Genomic DNA, 16,769 nt, shown 5'->3' on the forward strand with positions numbered 1-16,769 from the left:
GGCTGGCAGGTTTCGGGCCTACCAGCCCTTAATAATGATTCTTGACTCAAATGCAATTAGTCTTCGAAACGCCCTTTCTTATTTGCGCTCATACCAAAGAGCTTAAGGAACACGAATGTTGCCACAAGCACGATGATCGAGCTTACAATCCAGAATACATTGCCACCGACCGGCACCTGGTAGAGGAGCACCGCGACAGCCCAAGCGAGGATTGTCTGTACCACAGCCATCAACACACCAAGTCCAAGGCCGATTTCGCGAACCACGACACCCATCGCAGCAAGGCACGGCACATAGAGCAAGATGAAGATGAGGAATGCAAACACCTGCCAGTTAAATCCATCGACCGGGTTTCCGTTCTTGTCCGGGTTGTGGAAGTAAGAGCGGAGGTTGGCATAGATGTCAGCCGTTTCGCTCAAGTCGCCTTCTTCGAGAGCGCCGATTTCATCTTCGCTCAGCGTGAGGCCTGCGGCGGCAAGCTTTGCAAAGACTTCTTCGCGAGCCTTGTCGGCACCTTCATCTTCGCTGAAGGTTTCGATAGAAGCGTATTCTTCGCAAGTAATCGCTTTTGCATCAAGAATCTTATCAAGCGTGACCTTCTTGAGTTCTGCGGCATTCTGCGCTTCGAGTTCACCAGAAGTTCCGAGAATGTCCGTGAGAGAGCCGAAGACTTCACTCAAGTTTTCCGGAATCGTGCCGAGAGCTTCCTTGAATGCACCGAGAATATCCGGAGCACCACCTTCTTCCTCTTCTTCGGCAGGGCATTCGTCCACGCCAGCGATGAGGGGCTTTTCTTCAGCGACCTTTTCAGCAGCTACTGCACTGTCTGCAACAGCAGAGTCAGCAGCGACTACATCACTTTTCTCGTCTTTCGTCTCTCGTCTTTCGTCTGCAATGGGGCGTTGCGGGGTGTCCCCGCTAGAAGGGGTAGCGGACGCCGCGTCAGAGGCGGGAGCGAGGGGAAGGCTTTCCCCTTCAACCACTCTTTCGTCTTTCGTCTTTCGTCTCTCGTCTGTAACAGCATCGCCAGGGCCAGCCATGGAGTACAACGAGTTCATCGTACCAATCACAGCTTCCTTAGCAAGGAGGCCAGTGAAGAGCGACACAGATGCAGGCCAGTTGTTCGATTCCACACCGAACGGTTCAAAAATCGGAGTAATCGCCTTGCCAATTGCAGAGAGCAAGCTGTTTTCGGAATCCCCATTGCCCGCAGTGAATTCCGTTTCCGTCTTAATCTTGGATTCGTCAATCACGACACCTTCAGGGATCGGCACTTCCTTTTCGTCCTGCACCATGGCGTAGCCTTCTTCGCTCTTCACGATTTCGGTCTTTTCGCCATTGATTTCGGTGTAGAGTTTGTCCACAAAACCAAAGCTGTTGAGGAAGCCAAGTATTGCAACCGCAATCGTAATCACCTTACCGGCGCGAATCACGTAGTCACGCAAACGGAGCCAAGAGTGGATCATGAGCGACTTGAACTTCGGCAAGTGATAAGGCGGCAGCTCCATCACAAAGTTGCTAGCCTCACCCACAAACAAGGAGCGACGAAGAATCAAGCCGTACACGATCGCAAAGAGAACGCCCGCGAGGTAGAGGGCAAACACGACCGTTCCTGCCTGCGTTCCGAAGAACGCTGCCGCAAACAACGCATACACCGGGAGGCGAGCGCCGCAGCTCATGAACGGCACAAGGAAAATCGTGAGGAAACGTTCACGCTTGGATTCAAGCACGCGAGAGCCCATAATGCCCGGCACGCCGCAACCAAAGCCAACCATCATCGGCACGAATGCACGGCCAGGCAGTCCGAGGAATCGCATAAAGCGGTCCGCAACAAACGCCGCGCGAGCCATGTAGCCCGAGTCTTCCAAGAACGAAAGGCAAAGGAACATGAAGAAGATGACCGGAATGAACGTCGACACCGTCTGGATACCGGCACCGATACCGTCGGCAAGAATTGCAGACACAAAACCCGGTGCATGGAGCACATCCGTAAGCAAGTAGCCAAGGCCATCCACAAAAATGGCGCCAAACAGCACGTCAAAGAAATCAATGAAAGCAGAACCGATCGTCACTGCGACCCAGAAGACCAGGTACATGACCAAGAGGAAAATCGGGAGAGACGCCCAGCGGTTCAAAAGCACAGAATCGAGCTTGTCAGACCAGGTTCTCTTAGAACGGTTCGAAAGAATCGTCTTACCTGCAATTTCGTGAGCCAAGCTGTAACGTGAATCCGCCATCGCAAATTCGCTTTCTTCGCCGAGAATCTGCGTGACTTCGGCCTTGTTAATCTGCACCTTGGCTTCGGCAAACTTGTCCGCATAGCTCTTTTCGTTGCCCAAGTACATGAGCGAAACCCAGCGGGCATCCGCATCCAAAAGCTTTGCAACCGGCTCAACCTTCGGTTCCAAATACTTCACGGCATTTTCGACATTCTCACCGTAATGGATCGCCTTAGGAGTCATCTTTTTGCCAGCGACAACATGAGCCATTTCGCTGATGAAGTTCGTGATGCTTCTTTCGTTCACGGCAGAAAGCGGAATCACCGGCACACCGAAACGTTCAGCGAGGATATCCAAATCCAAATGCAAGCCGCGCTTTTCCGCGATGTCGATCATGTTCGCCGCAATCACCATCGGGATCTGCATATCGACAAGCTGAGAAGTCAAGAACAAGTTACGTTCAATGTTCGAGGCATCAATGATATTGACAATGAGGTCCGCTTCGCGAGTGAGCAAGTAGTCCACAGCGGCACGTTCGTCTTCGGCATTCGCGAAAAGCGCATAAGTACCCGGCAAGTCCACCACGCGGATATGCTGGTTACCGAGTTCAAAAAAGCCTTCCTTCTTTTCGACAGTCACGCCCGGCCAGTTACCAACACTCTGGCGAGCACCCGTAAGGGCATTAAAAAGAGCCGTTTTACCGCAGTTCGGGTTACCGGCAATTGCAATAGTAAAAAGCTTCGGAGCCATTAGACCCTCTTCAATTTAAGAACGTTCGCTTCTTGTCTGCGAAGCGACAAACGGTAAGAAAGAACACTCACCTCAATCGGATCACCGAGAGGCGCAATCTGCAAGACTTCAAGCGTTACACCACGGACAAGTCCCATCGACAAAAGCTTGGACTTGTAGCGGGCATCGCCCTCATTGTAGCCGACAATTTCAACCTTGTCGCCCTTCTTGAGATCCGAAAATTTCGGTTCCAAATTCCACTTTTTAGTTTGCGACTTACCGCCGCAACCACAATTACAACTCATACATTTCCTTTATTAGATGGCTTTACCTTTTTAGCCAGCGGAGCCATACCCGCTGACTTCATAAAATCTTCAATCTTTCCGAGAGTCTCAGCCGAAAGGATATGCTCCATACTGCAAGCGTCCTTATCCGCAGCGCCTTCTGACACACCAAGCTTGATTAGGAAGCCCTTCAAAAGAATATGCCGGTTGAGAATTTTGGCGGCCATCAGCTCGCCTTCTTCCGTAAGTTCAACGCCACTGTAAGGCTCCTGAGTCACAAGTCCCAGCTTTTTAAGCTCCACCATCGCCTTCGCAACAGACGGCATTTTCACCGATAGAGCCGCAGCAATATCCCTCACGCGGGCAATCCCGTTCGCAAGGCGCAGCATGTGCACCATCTCCAAGTAATCTTCCAGACTCTGACTCAGCTTCGTATGTTCCATTAGACGCCTCCGATTCAGGCCAAATCACAAAACATTCGTGCTTAAAATTCGTTAGACAAGGCTAATATAGTTTTATACAGCTAATTAGTCAAGGCTAAAAATATTGAAAAACAACAACTTTTTTAGATATGGCTAATTTTTAGGGGCGGAGGCGCAAAAAGAAAAGGGTGAACTTTGACGTCCACCCCTTTTTACTTTTAAAAAGGAAGAATTTTTCGATTAATAGTAGATGTAAGGAATCTTAAGTTTGCACTGAACCCCGATGTTACCACGATCGCAACCACCGCCATCAATCTTGACATACACGCGGGCAGAATCACAATCAATGAATTTGCAACCAGCTCTTCTAAAAGCATCGGTCACATCTATATAACCATGCTCCTTCCCTCTTATCGTCCCGTACACATCGTCACGAACATACGCCGTATTGTCAATTATAGGCACATTTGCAGCCTGGAAAATAAATTTACGAGGAACTTCAATTTTTTTACGAAGCTGAAGCTCGGTTTTTCCAGCACCCCGACCACCTTCGTATACGGTGAGAGTCAAAGCGACGATAAACGAGCCATCATTGAAATTTACAGGTTCCACACAAACTCGCCATCCTGTAGTCTTTCCGCTTTTCGTGTTAATTTCAGTATCCTGTTTTCCCCCATTCAGTTCATTATAATTCACACAATCATCTTTTCCACGGTATTCCGCAAACGGCAAAATCATCGTACCATATTTGCAATCCGCAAAGGCAACTCCATTATCCCTATAGTATTGACTAATGGCATTCTTTACCATAGCAGCCGTTACAGCATGGCCTGCCGGAATAATCTCATAAAGCGGAACAATTGTTCCCGGGACAAAATCCGAGAAAACAGGATCCTTGCAAGAATCTACCCACTTTTCATACTTACTTTCATTGCTCGGGTCCCTGGCAAACATACTTCCGTAGCCAGTATTACCACCAACAACGTTAACTTCAACCTTAGAATTTTCTGTTTCAATGTCCGATGTATTGGTAGAAGTTTCTTCCGTCAACACAGAGCATGAGCCACCGGTTCCTCTAGGAGCATCACCAGTTTTATCACCAGCCGGCTTTGCCGTATTTTTTGCAGAACTATTTTTTTCTTTTTCAATTGCTACAGCCAATTCCTTGATGACTTGTGCGTCTGTAGCGTTTTCAAGTTTTTCTTGTAAAACTTGAAGATGTGTTTTTGCAGGAGCTGATTTTTTCTGAGAAGGCAATCCCGTTGTGCTAAATTCAAAGCTGGTCGATGTAGAAATACTTGTTGTTGACGTTTCTTTAGAAACAGAACGGTCATACATGTAGTTATAATCTGCACGATAACCCATATATACACCCATCAATACATGGGTGCCGTATTTTTCAACAATTTTAGCAGCGCCAATACGATCCAAATCCTTCAAGAAATTAGGGTTAAGGAACGCCGCAACAACAGCAGAATCTGGATAGCCTTCAATTTTATACATCTTCTGACGCATAGAATCACGAGAAGTCTTAAACGCACAAGTTCTTGTTTTACTGGTGTTCTTTTTGGAGGTAATCGATGTTTGATGGCTCAACGTCGCTCCAAACGCACTTGCAGAAGCCTTAATTTCAAGTTTCTTGGAAACATCAGAAGTATATTCTTCAAAGGTTTTACCTTCTTCCACTACAGAAGTAGTTTTATTAACCCTACTTTCATTAATTCTTCTGTATGTATTCAACGCTTTAATATCCATCACCGGATCTTTACAACCATCAACACAAGCATATTCACCTACACACATGTCATAGCCATGTCCAAGGCAATCCATCACTTCATCGGATATTGTTGAAAGTACACTATTCGTGCCATACGTTTTGGGCAAAGTCCCTACAGATGAAGCCTGATCATCAACAACAGTAACAGTGGTTTCTTCCGTAACGATTTGCAAAGGAATGTTCAAAACACCCTTAACACCTATATTTCCGGCTTTCGTAAGTTCATTACCACCATCATCAATCTTGACAAGAAATTCACCATAATTAGTCTTTAAAGGAATCCATGATTGAGGCCTGTTCGACGGAGCACGACCACCATACCATGCAGGATCCAACTTTGAACCCAAATCAATAGGATACCATCCATGCTTATTATCTTTTGTATTGTAGTAATCCGTATAAAAGGCTTCTGGACAAGCAATCAGTTTTGGAGTTGCAACTGTTGTAATTGTAGAATTGCCTTTGCTTGTAACGCTTCTGGTATTCAATCGAGCAATATTGATGTCTTTCGTTGCTACAAAGTAAAGACAATCACTATTTTTACCGGGCTTTTTAAAATAGCTTGATTCCCAAACTTGATATCTAACGGTCAATCTAAGGACATTATTATTGACCTGGCTCATATTAGCCGTTGCGCTGACAATAACCTTGCCGCCATCACCGGTTTTGATATCGCCATCGCCCAAATTGCAGTTGTACTTATAGACCTTAGCGTTACCCACGTTTCCGCGGAAATCAAACGTTTCAGTTAACGTGAGCCTACTTGGATATGTTCTTTTTGTTGTCGTTGTACTCATTTTTTTCCTGGATCTGTTATTTTTGCAGCTATTTCAAAAGATCAGCAACCGATCCTTTAATTGCCTTTTTGCATAGCCGCCTCTTTTATTCAACTTGTGAATAAAATTTCTATAACAAAATTACAACAAAAAGAACACAAATAAAAAAAGTAAAAAAAACAATACACAAAATATATGCAAAACGATATAAAACAAATTATCAATACAAACTAATCTACAAACCAAATGCAGTTTTTCAATCAAAGTATTTTAAATTCAAAACAAATCAAACATAAAAATTCAAGACAAAATCAAAATAGTATAACTTATTAAAAATACAATCACTTATCACATACATCATATTGATATCTATTTTTTACACACTTCCAAAAACAAACATTCAAAACACAAGCCTAGTCCCGCGAGGGGCTAGGCTTTCTAGATTCTGAAATTTCAATCAGGACGACAAATCAAGTAGACTGCGCGGCACCCGGCGCGACTTTTTCCGGCGCATTTTCCTTTGTATTCCCCGTTGCATTTTCAGCACTTTTGCCCACTTCCGGTGAGACTCTAGTGCGAGCGTCATATAAATCTTTGGAAATGTGCGTAAACGCTTCGACAACGACGGGGTCAAAATGCTTGCCCGCCCCTTCGGTGATAATCGCCATCGCCTTTTCGTACGGGAATCCTTTCTTGTACACGCGTTCGGCGATAAGCGCGTCAAAGACGTCGGCAACGGCCATGATTCGCGCGGAGAGCGGGATTTCCTCGCCCTTGAGGTGTTCAGGGTAGCCCGAGCCATCCCATTTTTCATGGTGATAGCTAGCCATTTCGATAGACACGTTCAAGTAGCCCGCATCGAATGTGTCGCCAGCATCGTGCACAATCTTCTTGAGGATTCGCCCGCCTTCTGTCGTGTGGCTCTTCATGATGGTAAATTCTTCGTCGGTGAGTTTACCATTCTTGTTCAGAATCAAGTCCGAGACCGCGATTTTACCGATATCGTGGAGCGGTGCTGCCTGTTTGAGTTTGCTGATGTAGCCATCGTTCAAGACGCCCTTGAACTTGCCTTCGGCACGCAATTCCTTCGCAATCGCTTCGACATATTCAGCGGTCTTTTTGATGTGGTCGCCAGTATTCTTGTCACGCGCTTCGACGAGTTCTGCGAACTCCGTAATCATCACGTTCTGCATTTTCTGGATTCTAAGAACCTGGTTACGCACCTGTTCAATAAAACGCCGTGTATCCTCGGTCATTGAATTGAAATGGTCATACAGCTGGCCAATTTCATCACTCGAATCGATTTTAAGATCATTAACATACGCAACGGCATTCTGAATTAACGAAAGGTCCAGCCGTCCCATTTCAAAGGCCATCGCAGTACGCATTGTCGCTCCAGAAATTTTCATAGCCGCATGAGACATTTTGTCCACAGGCGCCACAAAGCCATGTTTCATCACCTCGATAATTACCATCATAATAATCAGCGAGAGCCCAAAGAACAGCGACAACAGCTTAATAAAGAATATCGCTTCGTCACGCACGATGGACTCCATGGAAATGTCCGCGGCCACGTAAGCAACGGTCTTTCCGGCGGCATTTTTGATGGGCCTATACACCGTGAGGAGCCAGCCAAACTGGTCATCCGAAATAATCGGCTCGACTTCCTCGCCGTTCAAAAGCTTCGGCAAAAGCTCTTTAAATGACGGGTCAAAGGCAACGACATCGCCCGGTGCGTTAGCCGGCACGCCTTCGGTATCGAGGTCAAAAACCACATGGCAGCCATCAGGCAAAATTTTGTACACATATATATACTTTGTCTGCGAGAAACTTTCTCGGATGCCTGAAAGAACTTCGCGCGTGCGCTGGTAGCCTTCGACCTCGTAACCCCGAGCCAGGTAATCATCCACCTTTTCGGCATCGATAGCGATTGAAGCCGCTTCGGTCACTCCCCTTGCGATACTCACAAAGTTCTTTACAGAGTTATCGCGGTACAAGAAAAAACCAATCGTACTCGCAAGCCCGCCCAAAAGCACCTCGGCCACAATCACCATAATCACAACCTTGTTCAGCAAGGAATGGCGAATTGTTTTTTTATCCGAAGAAAATCCCCTCTCGGCATTTTTTTGCAGAAATAGCGGAGCGTCTTTCAGTGCATTTTTGATACGGCTTGGGATATAGCGGTAAACAAGCGCCGACAAAAGAACAACAACGCTTTTATCAAAAACATCGATTACAATATCGGCAACGAGTTGCGCATTAAAGCGGTTCCAATGCAAAACATCGTGGAACGCAATCGCAAACGGAGCCGAAATTCCCTCGCCAAAATTGAATCCGTACAAAGCGTAAGTAAAGATGGACCCTATGCCTCCGCCAATCAGCGCAAAAAGCAAGATGACAACGAGCAATTTCCAAATGTTGACAAAGAAACCGCGTCGGAAGAGAAACGTTGCAAGAGTCGCAATCAAGATGCTCAAGACGCCGTAATACATGGCGACCGGCTCTGAAATTCCGTTGATGGCGTTCACGCCAAAGCCGACGATGACTGCAGGCAGGTAACCGCCAAGCATGGCTGTAAGCACGGTGCCGATGCAGTCCAAGAATAAAGGAATTCCGAAGAAAATAGCAAGCCTTGCAGGGATAACGTTCAAAAGCAAGCCAACGGTCATCAGCAGAAGGATGTTCCTAGACCGCGAGAAAAACTCCCTTACAGCGCCCCACTTTCTTTTCAGGCTCAGTTTCAATTTCAAAACATACTTTCTCATACCCAAATTCTTCCTTTTTACTTACATAAAATAAATAAAAAAAAGAAAGCCCGCGCGGAAGCGGGCAACAAAAGATCAAAAAAAAGATTAGCGGTATTCGAATTTGGCCTTGAACAAGTGCTTACAGTTGTTGTAGTCGTTGCCCCAATGGTCCGAGGCCCCCGCAAAAACGTGGATGCCAAGGTCAGCAGCCCCTGCCACCAGGCGGCTCATGCCGGCAATGCGCCAAATGCCACGAAGGATATCGTCAGCTTCTTCGCGAGTAAGATCCGCCCCATCGATAACGCCCTTGCACATATAAAGTCCATCGTGAATGAACGGCGCCGAATTGTACACGTCGTTGCCCTCCTTGATGCTCGGGACAACAAACCGCGCAAAAGCCGGAGCAGAAGCACCATCCGTCATAAAACCGCGCTTGAATAGGCAAGTCATCAAAAAATCACGAGTCTTGCCATCGGCCTTGGTGTAGCGCGAGCCCTTGACGTACACGTAGCGGTTGAGCTTAAAGAAATACATTTCGCCGTTGCCGTCAAACACCAGCGGAAAGTCAATCGTGACATCGTCCACGGTAATGGAATTGCGTTCTTTTTGCAGATAGGTTCGACTCTTTACCTTGTCGATATACATTTTTAAGTTAGCCATAAACTCCTTCACAGTGCAACGCTATTGTGCACACGAAGTAAAAGATATAAAATTTATTCAGCATGCAGGGCCATTTTACCCGTGCATTTGGGGATTTACAACGTTGTGCACATTTTCAAGGTAATTCTTCAGCGGAACCATTTTATCGCTGAACACTTGAAGATTTTCGTCAAACGGATAATCGTTCACCACGGTCATGGTAGTTATATCACCGTTTTCGCAGACGTAATCCAAAATCTGGTTCAAAAATTCCAGCTGGTCCGAATTGAGCACATTTCCATCGAGGAACTGGTTGAATCGTTGCAAAGCGATTTTGGATTTGTGTTTTTTTAATAGAGGGTTCATGAACGACCATATTCATTACCGGTTAAGTTAAATATATCCTTTTTAACTCCTTCTTGAAGTTTGCGAAGAAGCTTTCCATGCAGGCATTGTCGTAGGGACACCCCGGTGCGCTCATCGAGGGCGTTATCCCGTTCTCCGAGAGCATCGTGCGGTAGCCCATGCTACTGTACTGCACGCCACGGTCGGAATGGAAGATAAGCCCATCGTGATGGCCGCGTTGCATGATGGCATTGGACAACGCGTGCTTGACAAGTTCGGTATCGATGTTCTTGCTCACGGCGTAGCCCACCGCCTCCTTGTTGCATTGGTCCAACACCACGGCAAGGTACACCCAGCCAAGCGTTGTCTTGACGTAGGTGATGTCGCCGGCCCAGACGGCGTTCAGGCTGTCGGGATCGAACTTACGCTGCACTAGGTTCTCGCTGTACATGGAGTCGCATTTGCCCTTGCGGTAGGGTTTTCATTTCCTGAGTGTGACTGGATAGAGCCCGTTCTCGCGGCATGATGCGGCGCAGTTTGCAGGGCTTTCCACACCTTTACCTCGACACACTTGTCATGGAGTGCCGCCTGCATCTTCGGGCAACCGTACACGCGGTGGTTTTCGTCGAAGGAGTCGTGGACCTTCTGGACAAGCCGTTCTTCGCGGGCCTTGCGTTCGGCCCTTGCCGTTTCCTGTTTCAACCACTCATGGCTTCGCCATAGTTGACTCGTCGGCTCGGAAATAGGCCTGCAAGCAGTCCTGCTTCACTCGCCTCCTTGTCAATGGTAGTAAGAACACTGCGGTATTCCTAGGGCTCTGCACATCTTGGCACAAGTGCCTAACACTGGGCCTCAACCAAAAAATACGCAAGCGTATTTTTCGGCACTCGGCCTTTGGTTAGTCGTGTGGTCGCATGATGCAGGCATTTATGATTCTCCTATTTTTATGGATTAATAAAACATTCAGCGACAATGGCCCTCGTACCATCATCAAGACGCGCCTTGGCGATAGATTTTGCATTTGCATTCGGCAGGCATTTCATCAAGACCTTCGACGTTGCAGAATCGAGCAGTTGGAAACGCGGAGGAGCCCCGCTCACAATCGGAATTTCCGTCTGCGAAACATACAGAGAAAGCCGTGGCGTTTTCTCCACACATACAAACTGCACAGGATCATCGGGCCTTAGCGAATCATTTATTTGCAAATTGCGTTCAGCATAAACACCTGAGACACAATAGCACCACCTCAATTTCTTTGTCGGTACCTTTACGGTACATATAAGCGGTTTCTTAGGAACAATCTGGAGTTCCAGCGCGAATATGACCCCAAACATGCGCTGTAATTCCGGCATGGACTCTTTTTTACGCCCTACAAAACAAGGTCCCGTTTCAGGAGCAACAATCGCAACCGGAAACTCGTCATGGGCAATTCCATCAAAATTGGTTACATTCCAAACATCAGCAATGGACGCTTTCACATAAAAGAAAAGCGTTGTTTCCTTCGAAAAAGACGTCGCCGGCGCCATAAGCCGAACTTTTCCATCGTAAATACGGCAAAGGGCATCTTCCCTCTTCAAGATTTCAGCGGTTTCAGGCGAAGGAGTGACTTTAAAGCCGCACGAGCTTCCGTTAAAATACTCGTGGCAAAGCGACACATCTACAATTCTTGCATATTCCATTATAACAATCCCAGTTCTGAGTTTTCAGGAAGCCGAATCACATACGGCTGGTAATATGAGTAGTTACCGCTAAGAGCCACAGTCTTTAAGCGATAAACTACCGACGGAACATACTTTGCTCCAATTGTACCCCACAAATTGTTCAATTCCTGCATATTCAGGGATTCCATATCAAGCGCTATTTTCTCAAGGCCCTCCGGCATATCTGGTGAACTTGTACGTTCAAAAAAGGAATGGTCCATAAAAAAAGCCACGGCTCTTGACAAATACCGCAACGAATCCACGTAATTTCCACCTTTAAAATTGGCTGCAATAACGAAATGAAGATTTAAAAAGACTTTTTTTGACGGCACAACAGCTCGATCGCCACGCAATTCAGGGCCAGCAAGGCTTTGCATCATGCAGTCTCGCTCCATATTCACAAGGAATATATTAAGCTTGTTTATCGCCCCTTCGCACTCCTTGCCATCATTTTCAATCATTCGAGAAACGACAACAAGATCTTCACGAATCGACATGATACGCCGCAAGTGAAGATTCAGTTGCATAGCCAAAAACTGCAACGAGGCTCCGATCATAACCTAAAAAAAAATACACCTTTACATTGTATATACGCATTTATGCGTATTATTACATTTAAACTCATTAGATTTCAACTCGACAATATAATTATAAGTTAAGACTTTTGTAAATTGTAAATAAAATTTTTCTAAAATATGCTATTTTTACAGATAAAACATCTTTATTACAAATCAATAAATGTAATACAAGCATTTTGTATCAAAATCATTTATTTAATTTTTTACAAATTATCTTTTTCGCATTATTACTTTGCATAAACATCAATTTCACATGCAATATCAGAAAAAAAACACTCAAAAAATCGATTATTTCATAGTTTTATTCTATACGTATCATAATATGATACAGCTTTATAATACAAATAGTGTAAAAAGACCTATTTTCAGAAAAAAAATCACCATTTTTCACGAAATTTTTCACTATAGAAACCGAATTTTTCAAAAAAAATGCAGCATTTAGACCTTAGTTCCATATATATAGGCACTACATTTTTTTAAATTGCAGTCCATGTTTGAGCAAAATAATAAGCCTGAGTTAACCTCTCGCCAAAAAGAGATATTAAATCTTTTGCGCAAGGGGTTAACAAATAATGAGATATGCAAGACTTTGAACATATCCCCGAATACGGTCAAAGCGCATCTTGCCCACATCTATAAGATTCTTGAAGTCACAAATAGGACCGAAGCCGTTTCGTCAAAAATCAACGAGACCGTCAACGATACAGACCTTCAGAAAGACCTCATTATCCTTTTCTTGAAGCAGAACGATCTTACGGCCTATCCGAAAGCAAACGGGCTCTACTATTCACTGATGGAAGCTCTCCATCAATACCGCATTTTCCGACTTCTGGACACAGTCGACCCCAAAAATGAGCCGGCATTCACAATTGACGTAACCGCCGCCAAAGACAAGGACGAGTCCCTGTTCTTGTCAATCAGGATCGGTTCGACACGCGAAATACTTTGGACAACCTCAATCAAGGTAAATTCAGACAACATTTCTGAACTCGCCCAAAAGACAGCCATGTCCCTTTACCGGAACTTCAAGCTTGCGACGGCCAAAATGATCCACACGCCTCAAAGCCCAGTTCCCTACTGGTGGTTCGCCACAGCCCATTGCGCCATCAAGTTCGAAAACCGCAACAAGGAAACATTCAACTACTGCAAAGACATGCTTTGGCCCCTCGCCTCCGGCGAAATTTACAGCGAACAAGCAATTTACACACTTTCCCTGGGCTACTACTTTGCGATTCTTAACAACTGGGGCAACACAGAAGCCTACACAAAGCAACTAGCAGAATTTGCACGCAAAACAATGTCCAATGCGCCCTATTCCATATATTCACAAATGATCATGGCGCTCTACAACATCGTGGTTGGCGACAAAGCCGAGGCTATCGCCTATTTCAACCAAGTTATCAAGACAAACCCACAAACAATTACGGCACGCCTGCTTTTAATCCAGATTTACATGCTGACAGGCCAAAACGACAAAGCCCTTGAGCTCACCGACGAAAGCGAACGACTCATTCCAGAAAACGCCTTGCAAGCCTCCTTCAAGCATGGCAAGGCTCTCATTTTGCTGTTGCAGGGCAAATACGAGGAATGCATCAATCTTTCAAAACAGATTCTGCTTTACACCTCCAAAACGCCCGTTTTACGACTGTTCATTATTTTCTGCAGCAACAAGCTCGACCGCACAGACGAAAGCAAAGCCCAAATCAAGGAACTCTATAAGGAGAACCCCAATTTTGACAAGACTTACCTGGATCAAATACTAAAAGGAGTATGTCCACAGCTGCGCACGCTCTTCATGGACAATCTGCAAAACCTGTTTGAAAAAAAATAACCCTCAAAACCACCCAAATGGGCTATTGCAACAAGCCCAAGAACAATGTAATTTTGGGTTGAGTTTAGAAGAGTTTAACACCTCAAACATAGTGCTGCAAGAACCAGAAAAAGGATCCACCTCCCCAATTCAGGGCTCTTGCAGCATTTTTTATGCGCTAACGCCATTCACGCTAGCGCAAGTCATTACGACTTGATTTTTTCGCACTTGAACGAGAGCTTGCCGTCTTCGACGCCCACGTAAATCGTGGAGAAGTCCGTCATCGTCCCGAGCAAAAGGCCTTCAGCGATTTCGTCTTCCACCAGATTCTGGATGGAGCGACGAATCGGGCGTGCCCCCAGCGAAGCATCGTAATTGTGGTTTACGACAAATTCCTTTGCTTCCTGGCTCATTTCCAAGAGGATACCGCGGTCGGAAAGGTTCTTCTGCAAGAATCCCATCTGGATGTCCACGACAGAAACGAGGTCTTTCTTCGATAGAGCGCGGAACACAATCTGTTCGTCCACGCGGTTCAAAAATTCCGGAGAGAACACGCGCTTGACTTCTTCGCGAATGGCGGTTTCCATGCGTTCGTAATCGTCCGTCTCGCCCATCTTGGTAAAGCCCATGCCACTGCTATGGCGGACTTCACGGGCACCGGCGTTACTCGTCATGATGATAATCGTATTCTTGAAGTTGATCTTGCGGCCATAGCTATCGGTCAAGATGCCATCGTCCAAAATTTGGAGGAGCAAGTTGTAAATGTCCGGATGAGCCTTTTCGATTTCGTCGAGCAGCACCACAGAATACGGATGCTTGCGCACCTTTTCGCTCAGCTGGCCACCGCCATCTTCAAAGCCAACGTATCCTGGAGGAGCGCCAATCAAGCGGCTCACACTATGCTTTTCCATGTATTCGCTCATGTCGATACGTACAAGCGAATCTTCGCTACCGAAAAGCTCCTTGCAAAGCACCTTCGCGAGTTCCGTCTTACCGACACCCGTCGGGCCAAGGAACAAGAAGCTACCCATCGGGCGCTTGTTGTTGCGGATGCCTGCACGGCTACGGCGGATGGACTTCACAATCGCATCCACAGCCTGGTCTTGGCCAATCACGCGCTGTTTGATTTCATCGCCGAGGTGGATGAGCTTCTGAGCTTCTTCGCCACCGAGTCTGCGGACCGGGATTCCCGTCATCTTGCTGATGACGTCACGGATAACGTTTTCATCGACAATCGGCGTTTCGGATTCTTCGTTCTGCAACTGCTTTTTGCGTTCGGCAATGCTGTTCTGCAATTCTTCTTCACGGGCGCGGAGCGCTGCAGCCGAAGTGTAATCCTGGTTAGCGACAGCCTCTTCCTTTTTCTGGAGGCATTCGCCAAGCTCGTCTTCCATGTTCTGCAAGTCCTGCGGAATCTTGATGGAATTCAAGCGCACGCGAGCGCCCGCTTCATCGAGCACGTCAATCGCCTTATCCGGCAAGAAACGTTCGCTGATGTAGCGTTCACCAAGTTCAACGGCCGCACGCACGGCATCCGGCGTGTAATGGACGTTGTGATGTTGTTCATACTTCGGGCGCAGACCATCGAGAATCTGGATGGAATCTTCGACCGTCGGCGGATTCACAATAATCGTCTGGAAGCGGCGTTCAAGAGCCGGGTCCTTTTCGATGTACTTGCGGTATTCATCAAAAGTCGTAGCACCAATGCACTGGAGTTCGCCACGTGCAAGAGCGGGCTTAAAGATGTTCGACGCATCGAGGCTGCCTTCAGAGCCGCCGGCTCCTACAATCGTGTGGAGTTCATCGATAAAGAGAATCACGGAATTGCCCACGCGCTGGAGTTCCATAATGAGGCCCTTCACACGTTCTTCGAACTGGCCACGATACTTTGTACCAGCCACCATGGCAGCAACGTCAAGCGTCACCACGCGCTTGTTCGCGAGCAAATCCGGAATCTTGCGCTGTACAATCTTGAGAGCCAGGCCTTCAATAATCGCAGTCTTACCTACGCCCGGTTCGCCAATGAGCGCCGGGTTGTTCTTTTTGCGACGGCAAAGAATCTGGATTAAACGTTCAATTTCAGCTTCACGACCGATAATCGGGTCAAGCTTGCCTGCGCGAGCCATCGCCGTGAGATCACGACCGAAGTGTTCAAGAATCGGAGTCTTGGAACGCGACGGAGCCGCCTGACGCGTTTGCGTATAACGTTCACGCGGTTCATCGTCAGACTGACCATCATCCATCGGCTGACCATCGGCCTGACGCTTGATTTGCATCAGCATTTCCTGATAGTTTTCAAACGTCACGTTGTACGTCGAAAGAGTCGCCGCAGCCGGAGAATCGGTCTGCTGCAAAATGGCAAGCATCAAATGTTCCGGGCCAATGAACTGGACGCCTTCTTCCTTGGCAATCTTCGCTGCATTGTAAAGCACCGCCTTGCACTGCCCCGTAAACGTCAAAAGACCGCCGTGGGCATCGCCACCGACCGTCATAAGGCCACCGTTCGTGCTCAACGCGCGCTGAATCGTCTCGCTGAGTTCTGCCAAGTTGACCTTTAAAGCCTTGAGCGTTTCCGAGGCAACACCAGAATCCTCGCGAACAAGACCAAACAAAAGGTGTTCAACCGTTACGCAGTCGCTCCCTAAATTGCGGGCCGCAATACGTGCCGCCTGCAGCGCTGCTTTTGCCTTAGCTGAAAAAATACCGTTAATATCTGCCATAATTACTTTTGTCACTCCCACCG

At 46.8% G+C, this 16,769-nt stretch carries 12 protein-coding genes; 1 reads left to right on the forward strand and 11 read right to left on the reverse strand.

Going from position 1 to position 16,769, the window contains the following annotated elements; translation table 11 throughout:
- Window positions 1–56: 56 nt before the first annotated feature.
- The 10 genes from feoB to B3A20_RS10030 all read right to left on the reverse strand — a co-directional run bounded on the left by feoB (window position 57) and on the right by B3A20_RS10030 (window position 12,165).
- Window positions 57–2,969 (reverse strand): ferrous iron transport protein B, encoded by a 2,913-nt coding sequence (gene feoB / locus B3A20_RS09985; protein ID WP_290764244.1) that lies wholly within the window; start codon window positions 2,967–2,969, stop codon window positions 57–59.
- Entirely contained in the window at window positions 2,969–3,253 is a 285-nt protein-coding gene (locus B3A20_RS09990) for a FeoA family protein (protein ID WP_290764247.1), read from the reverse strand. Before B3A20_RS09990 ends, feoB begins: the two co-directional genes overlap by 1 nt.
- A complete protein-coding gene (locus tag B3A20_RS09995) occupies window positions 3,250–3,675 on the reverse strand; it encodes a metal-dependent transcriptional regulator (RefSeq protein ID WP_290764250.1) in 426 nt (141 codons plus the stop codon). The genes B3A20_RS09990 and B3A20_RS09995 overlap by 4 nt, the downstream gene beginning before the upstream one ends.
- A gap of 219 nt (window positions 3,676–3,894) precedes the next feature.
- Entirely contained in the window at window positions 3,895–6,228 is a 2,334-nt protein-coding gene (locus B3A20_RS10000) for an MAC/perforin domain-containing protein (protein ID WP_290764253.1), read from the reverse strand.
- Window positions 6,229–6,677: 449 nt separating this feature from the next.
- The gene (locus B3A20_RS10005; protein WP_290764256.1) at window positions 6,678–8,972 is read right to left on the reverse strand and encodes an HD domain-containing phosphohydrolase; all 2,295 of its coding nucleotides are present in this window, start codon (window positions 8,970–8,972) and stop codon (window positions 6,678–6,680) included.
- 87 nt (window positions 8,973–9,059) lie between these two features.
- Window positions 9,060–9,614, reverse strand: coding sequence for a DUF1353 domain-containing protein (locus tag B3A20_RS10010; RefSeq protein ID WP_290764258.1), 555 nt, complete (start codon window positions 9,612–9,614; stop codon window positions 9,060–9,062).
- Between the two features lie 75 nt (window positions 9,615–9,689).
- Complete coding sequence (locus B3A20_RS10015; protein ID WP_290764260.1) at window positions 9,690–9,959, reverse strand: type I restriction-modification enzyme R subunit C-terminal domain-containing protein; 270 nt, start codon at window positions 9,957–9,959, stop codon at window positions 9,690–9,692.
- 22 nt (window positions 9,960–9,981) lie between these two features.
- A complete protein-coding gene (locus tag B3A20_RS10020; RefSeq protein WP_290764262.1) occupies window positions 9,982–10,389 on the reverse strand; it encodes an IS3 family transposase in 408 nt (135 codons plus the stop codon).
- A 493-nt stretch (window positions 10,390–10,882) separates the two neighbouring features.
- Entirely contained in the window at window positions 10,883–11,617 is a 735-nt protein-coding gene (locus B3A20_RS10025) for a hypothetical protein (protein WP_290764263.1), read from the reverse strand.
- A complete protein-coding gene (locus B3A20_RS10030) occupies window positions 11,617–12,165 on the reverse strand; it encodes a DUF4255 domain-containing protein (RefSeq protein WP_290764264.1) in 549 nt (182 codons plus the stop codon). Before B3A20_RS10030 ends, B3A20_RS10025 begins: the two co-directional genes overlap by 1 nt.
- Window positions 12,166–12,706: 541 nt before the next feature.
- Here B3A20_RS10030 and B3A20_RS10035 point away from each other — a divergent pair.
- Complete coding sequence (locus B3A20_RS10035) at window positions 12,707–14,047, forward strand: LuxR C-terminal-related transcriptional regulator (RefSeq protein WP_290764265.1); 1,341 nt, start codon at window positions 12,707–12,709, stop codon at window positions 14,045–14,047.
- Between the two features lie 185 nt (window positions 14,048–14,232).
- Here B3A20_RS10035 and B3A20_RS10040 read toward each other — a convergent pair whose 3' ends face one another.
- The gene (locus B3A20_RS10040) at window positions 14,233–16,746 is read right to left on the reverse strand and encodes an ATP-dependent Clp protease ATP-binding subunit (RefSeq protein ID WP_290764267.1); all 2,514 of its coding nucleotides are present in this window, start codon (window positions 16,744–16,746) and stop codon (window positions 14,233–14,235) included.
- Window positions 16,747–16,769 lie beyond the last annotated feature (23 nt).

It is taken from the genome of Fibrobacter sp. UBA4297 (genome assembly GCF_002394865.1).
Lineage (GTDB): Bacteria > Fibrobacterota > Fibrobacteria > Fibrobacterales > Fibrobacteraceae > Fibrobacter.

Excerpts from the sequence above, each read along its gene's own strand:
- B3A20_RS10035 (WP_290764265.1), top strand. The coding sequence starts at position 12,707 with ATGTTTGAGCAAAATAATAAGCCTGAGTTAACCTCTCGCCAAAAAGAG.
- B3A20_RS09995 (WP_290764250.1), bottom strand. The coding sequence starts at position 3,675 with ATGGAACATACGAAGCTGAGTCAGAGTCTGGAAGATTACTTGGAGATG.
- B3A20_RS10010 (WP_290764258.1), bottom strand. The coding sequence starts at position 9,614 with ATGGCTAACTTAAAAATGTATATCGACAAGGTAAAGAGTCGAACCTAT.
- B3A20_RS10020 (WP_290764262.1), bottom strand. The coding sequence starts at position 10,389 with ATGTACAGCGAGAACCTAGTGCAGCGTAAGTTCGATCCCGACAGCCTG.
- B3A20_RS10025 (WP_290764263.1), bottom strand. The coding sequence starts at position 11,617 with ATGGAATATGCAAGAATTGTAGATGTGTCGCTTTGCCACGAGTATTTT.
- B3A20_RS10000 (WP_290764253.1), bottom strand. The coding sequence starts at position 6,228 with ATGAGTACAACGACAACAAAAAGAACATATCCAAGTAGGCTCACGTTA.
- feoB (WP_290764244.1), bottom strand. The coding sequence starts at position 2,969 with ATGGCTCCGAAGCTTTTTACTATTGCAATTGCCGGTAACCCGAACTGC.
- B3A20_RS10030 (WP_290764264.1), bottom strand. The coding sequence starts at position 12,165 with ATGCAACTGAATCTTCACTTGCGGCGTATCATGTCGATTCGTGAAGAT.
- B3A20_RS10015 (WP_290764260.1), bottom strand. The coding sequence starts at position 9,959 with ATGAACCCTCTATTAAAAAAACACAAATCCAAAATCGCTTTGCAACGA.
- B3A20_RS09990 (WP_290764247.1), bottom strand. The coding sequence starts at position 3,253 with ATGAGTTGTAATTGTGGTTGCGGCGGTAAGTCGCAAACTAAAAAGTGG.
- B3A20_RS10040 (WP_290764267.1), bottom strand. The coding sequence starts at position 16,746 with ATGGCAGATATTAACGGTATTTTTTCAGCTAAGGCAAAAGCAGCGCTG.
- B3A20_RS10005 (WP_290764256.1), bottom strand. The coding sequence starts at position 8,972 with ATGAGAAAGTATGTTTTGAAATTGAAACTGAGCCTGAAAAGAAAGTGG.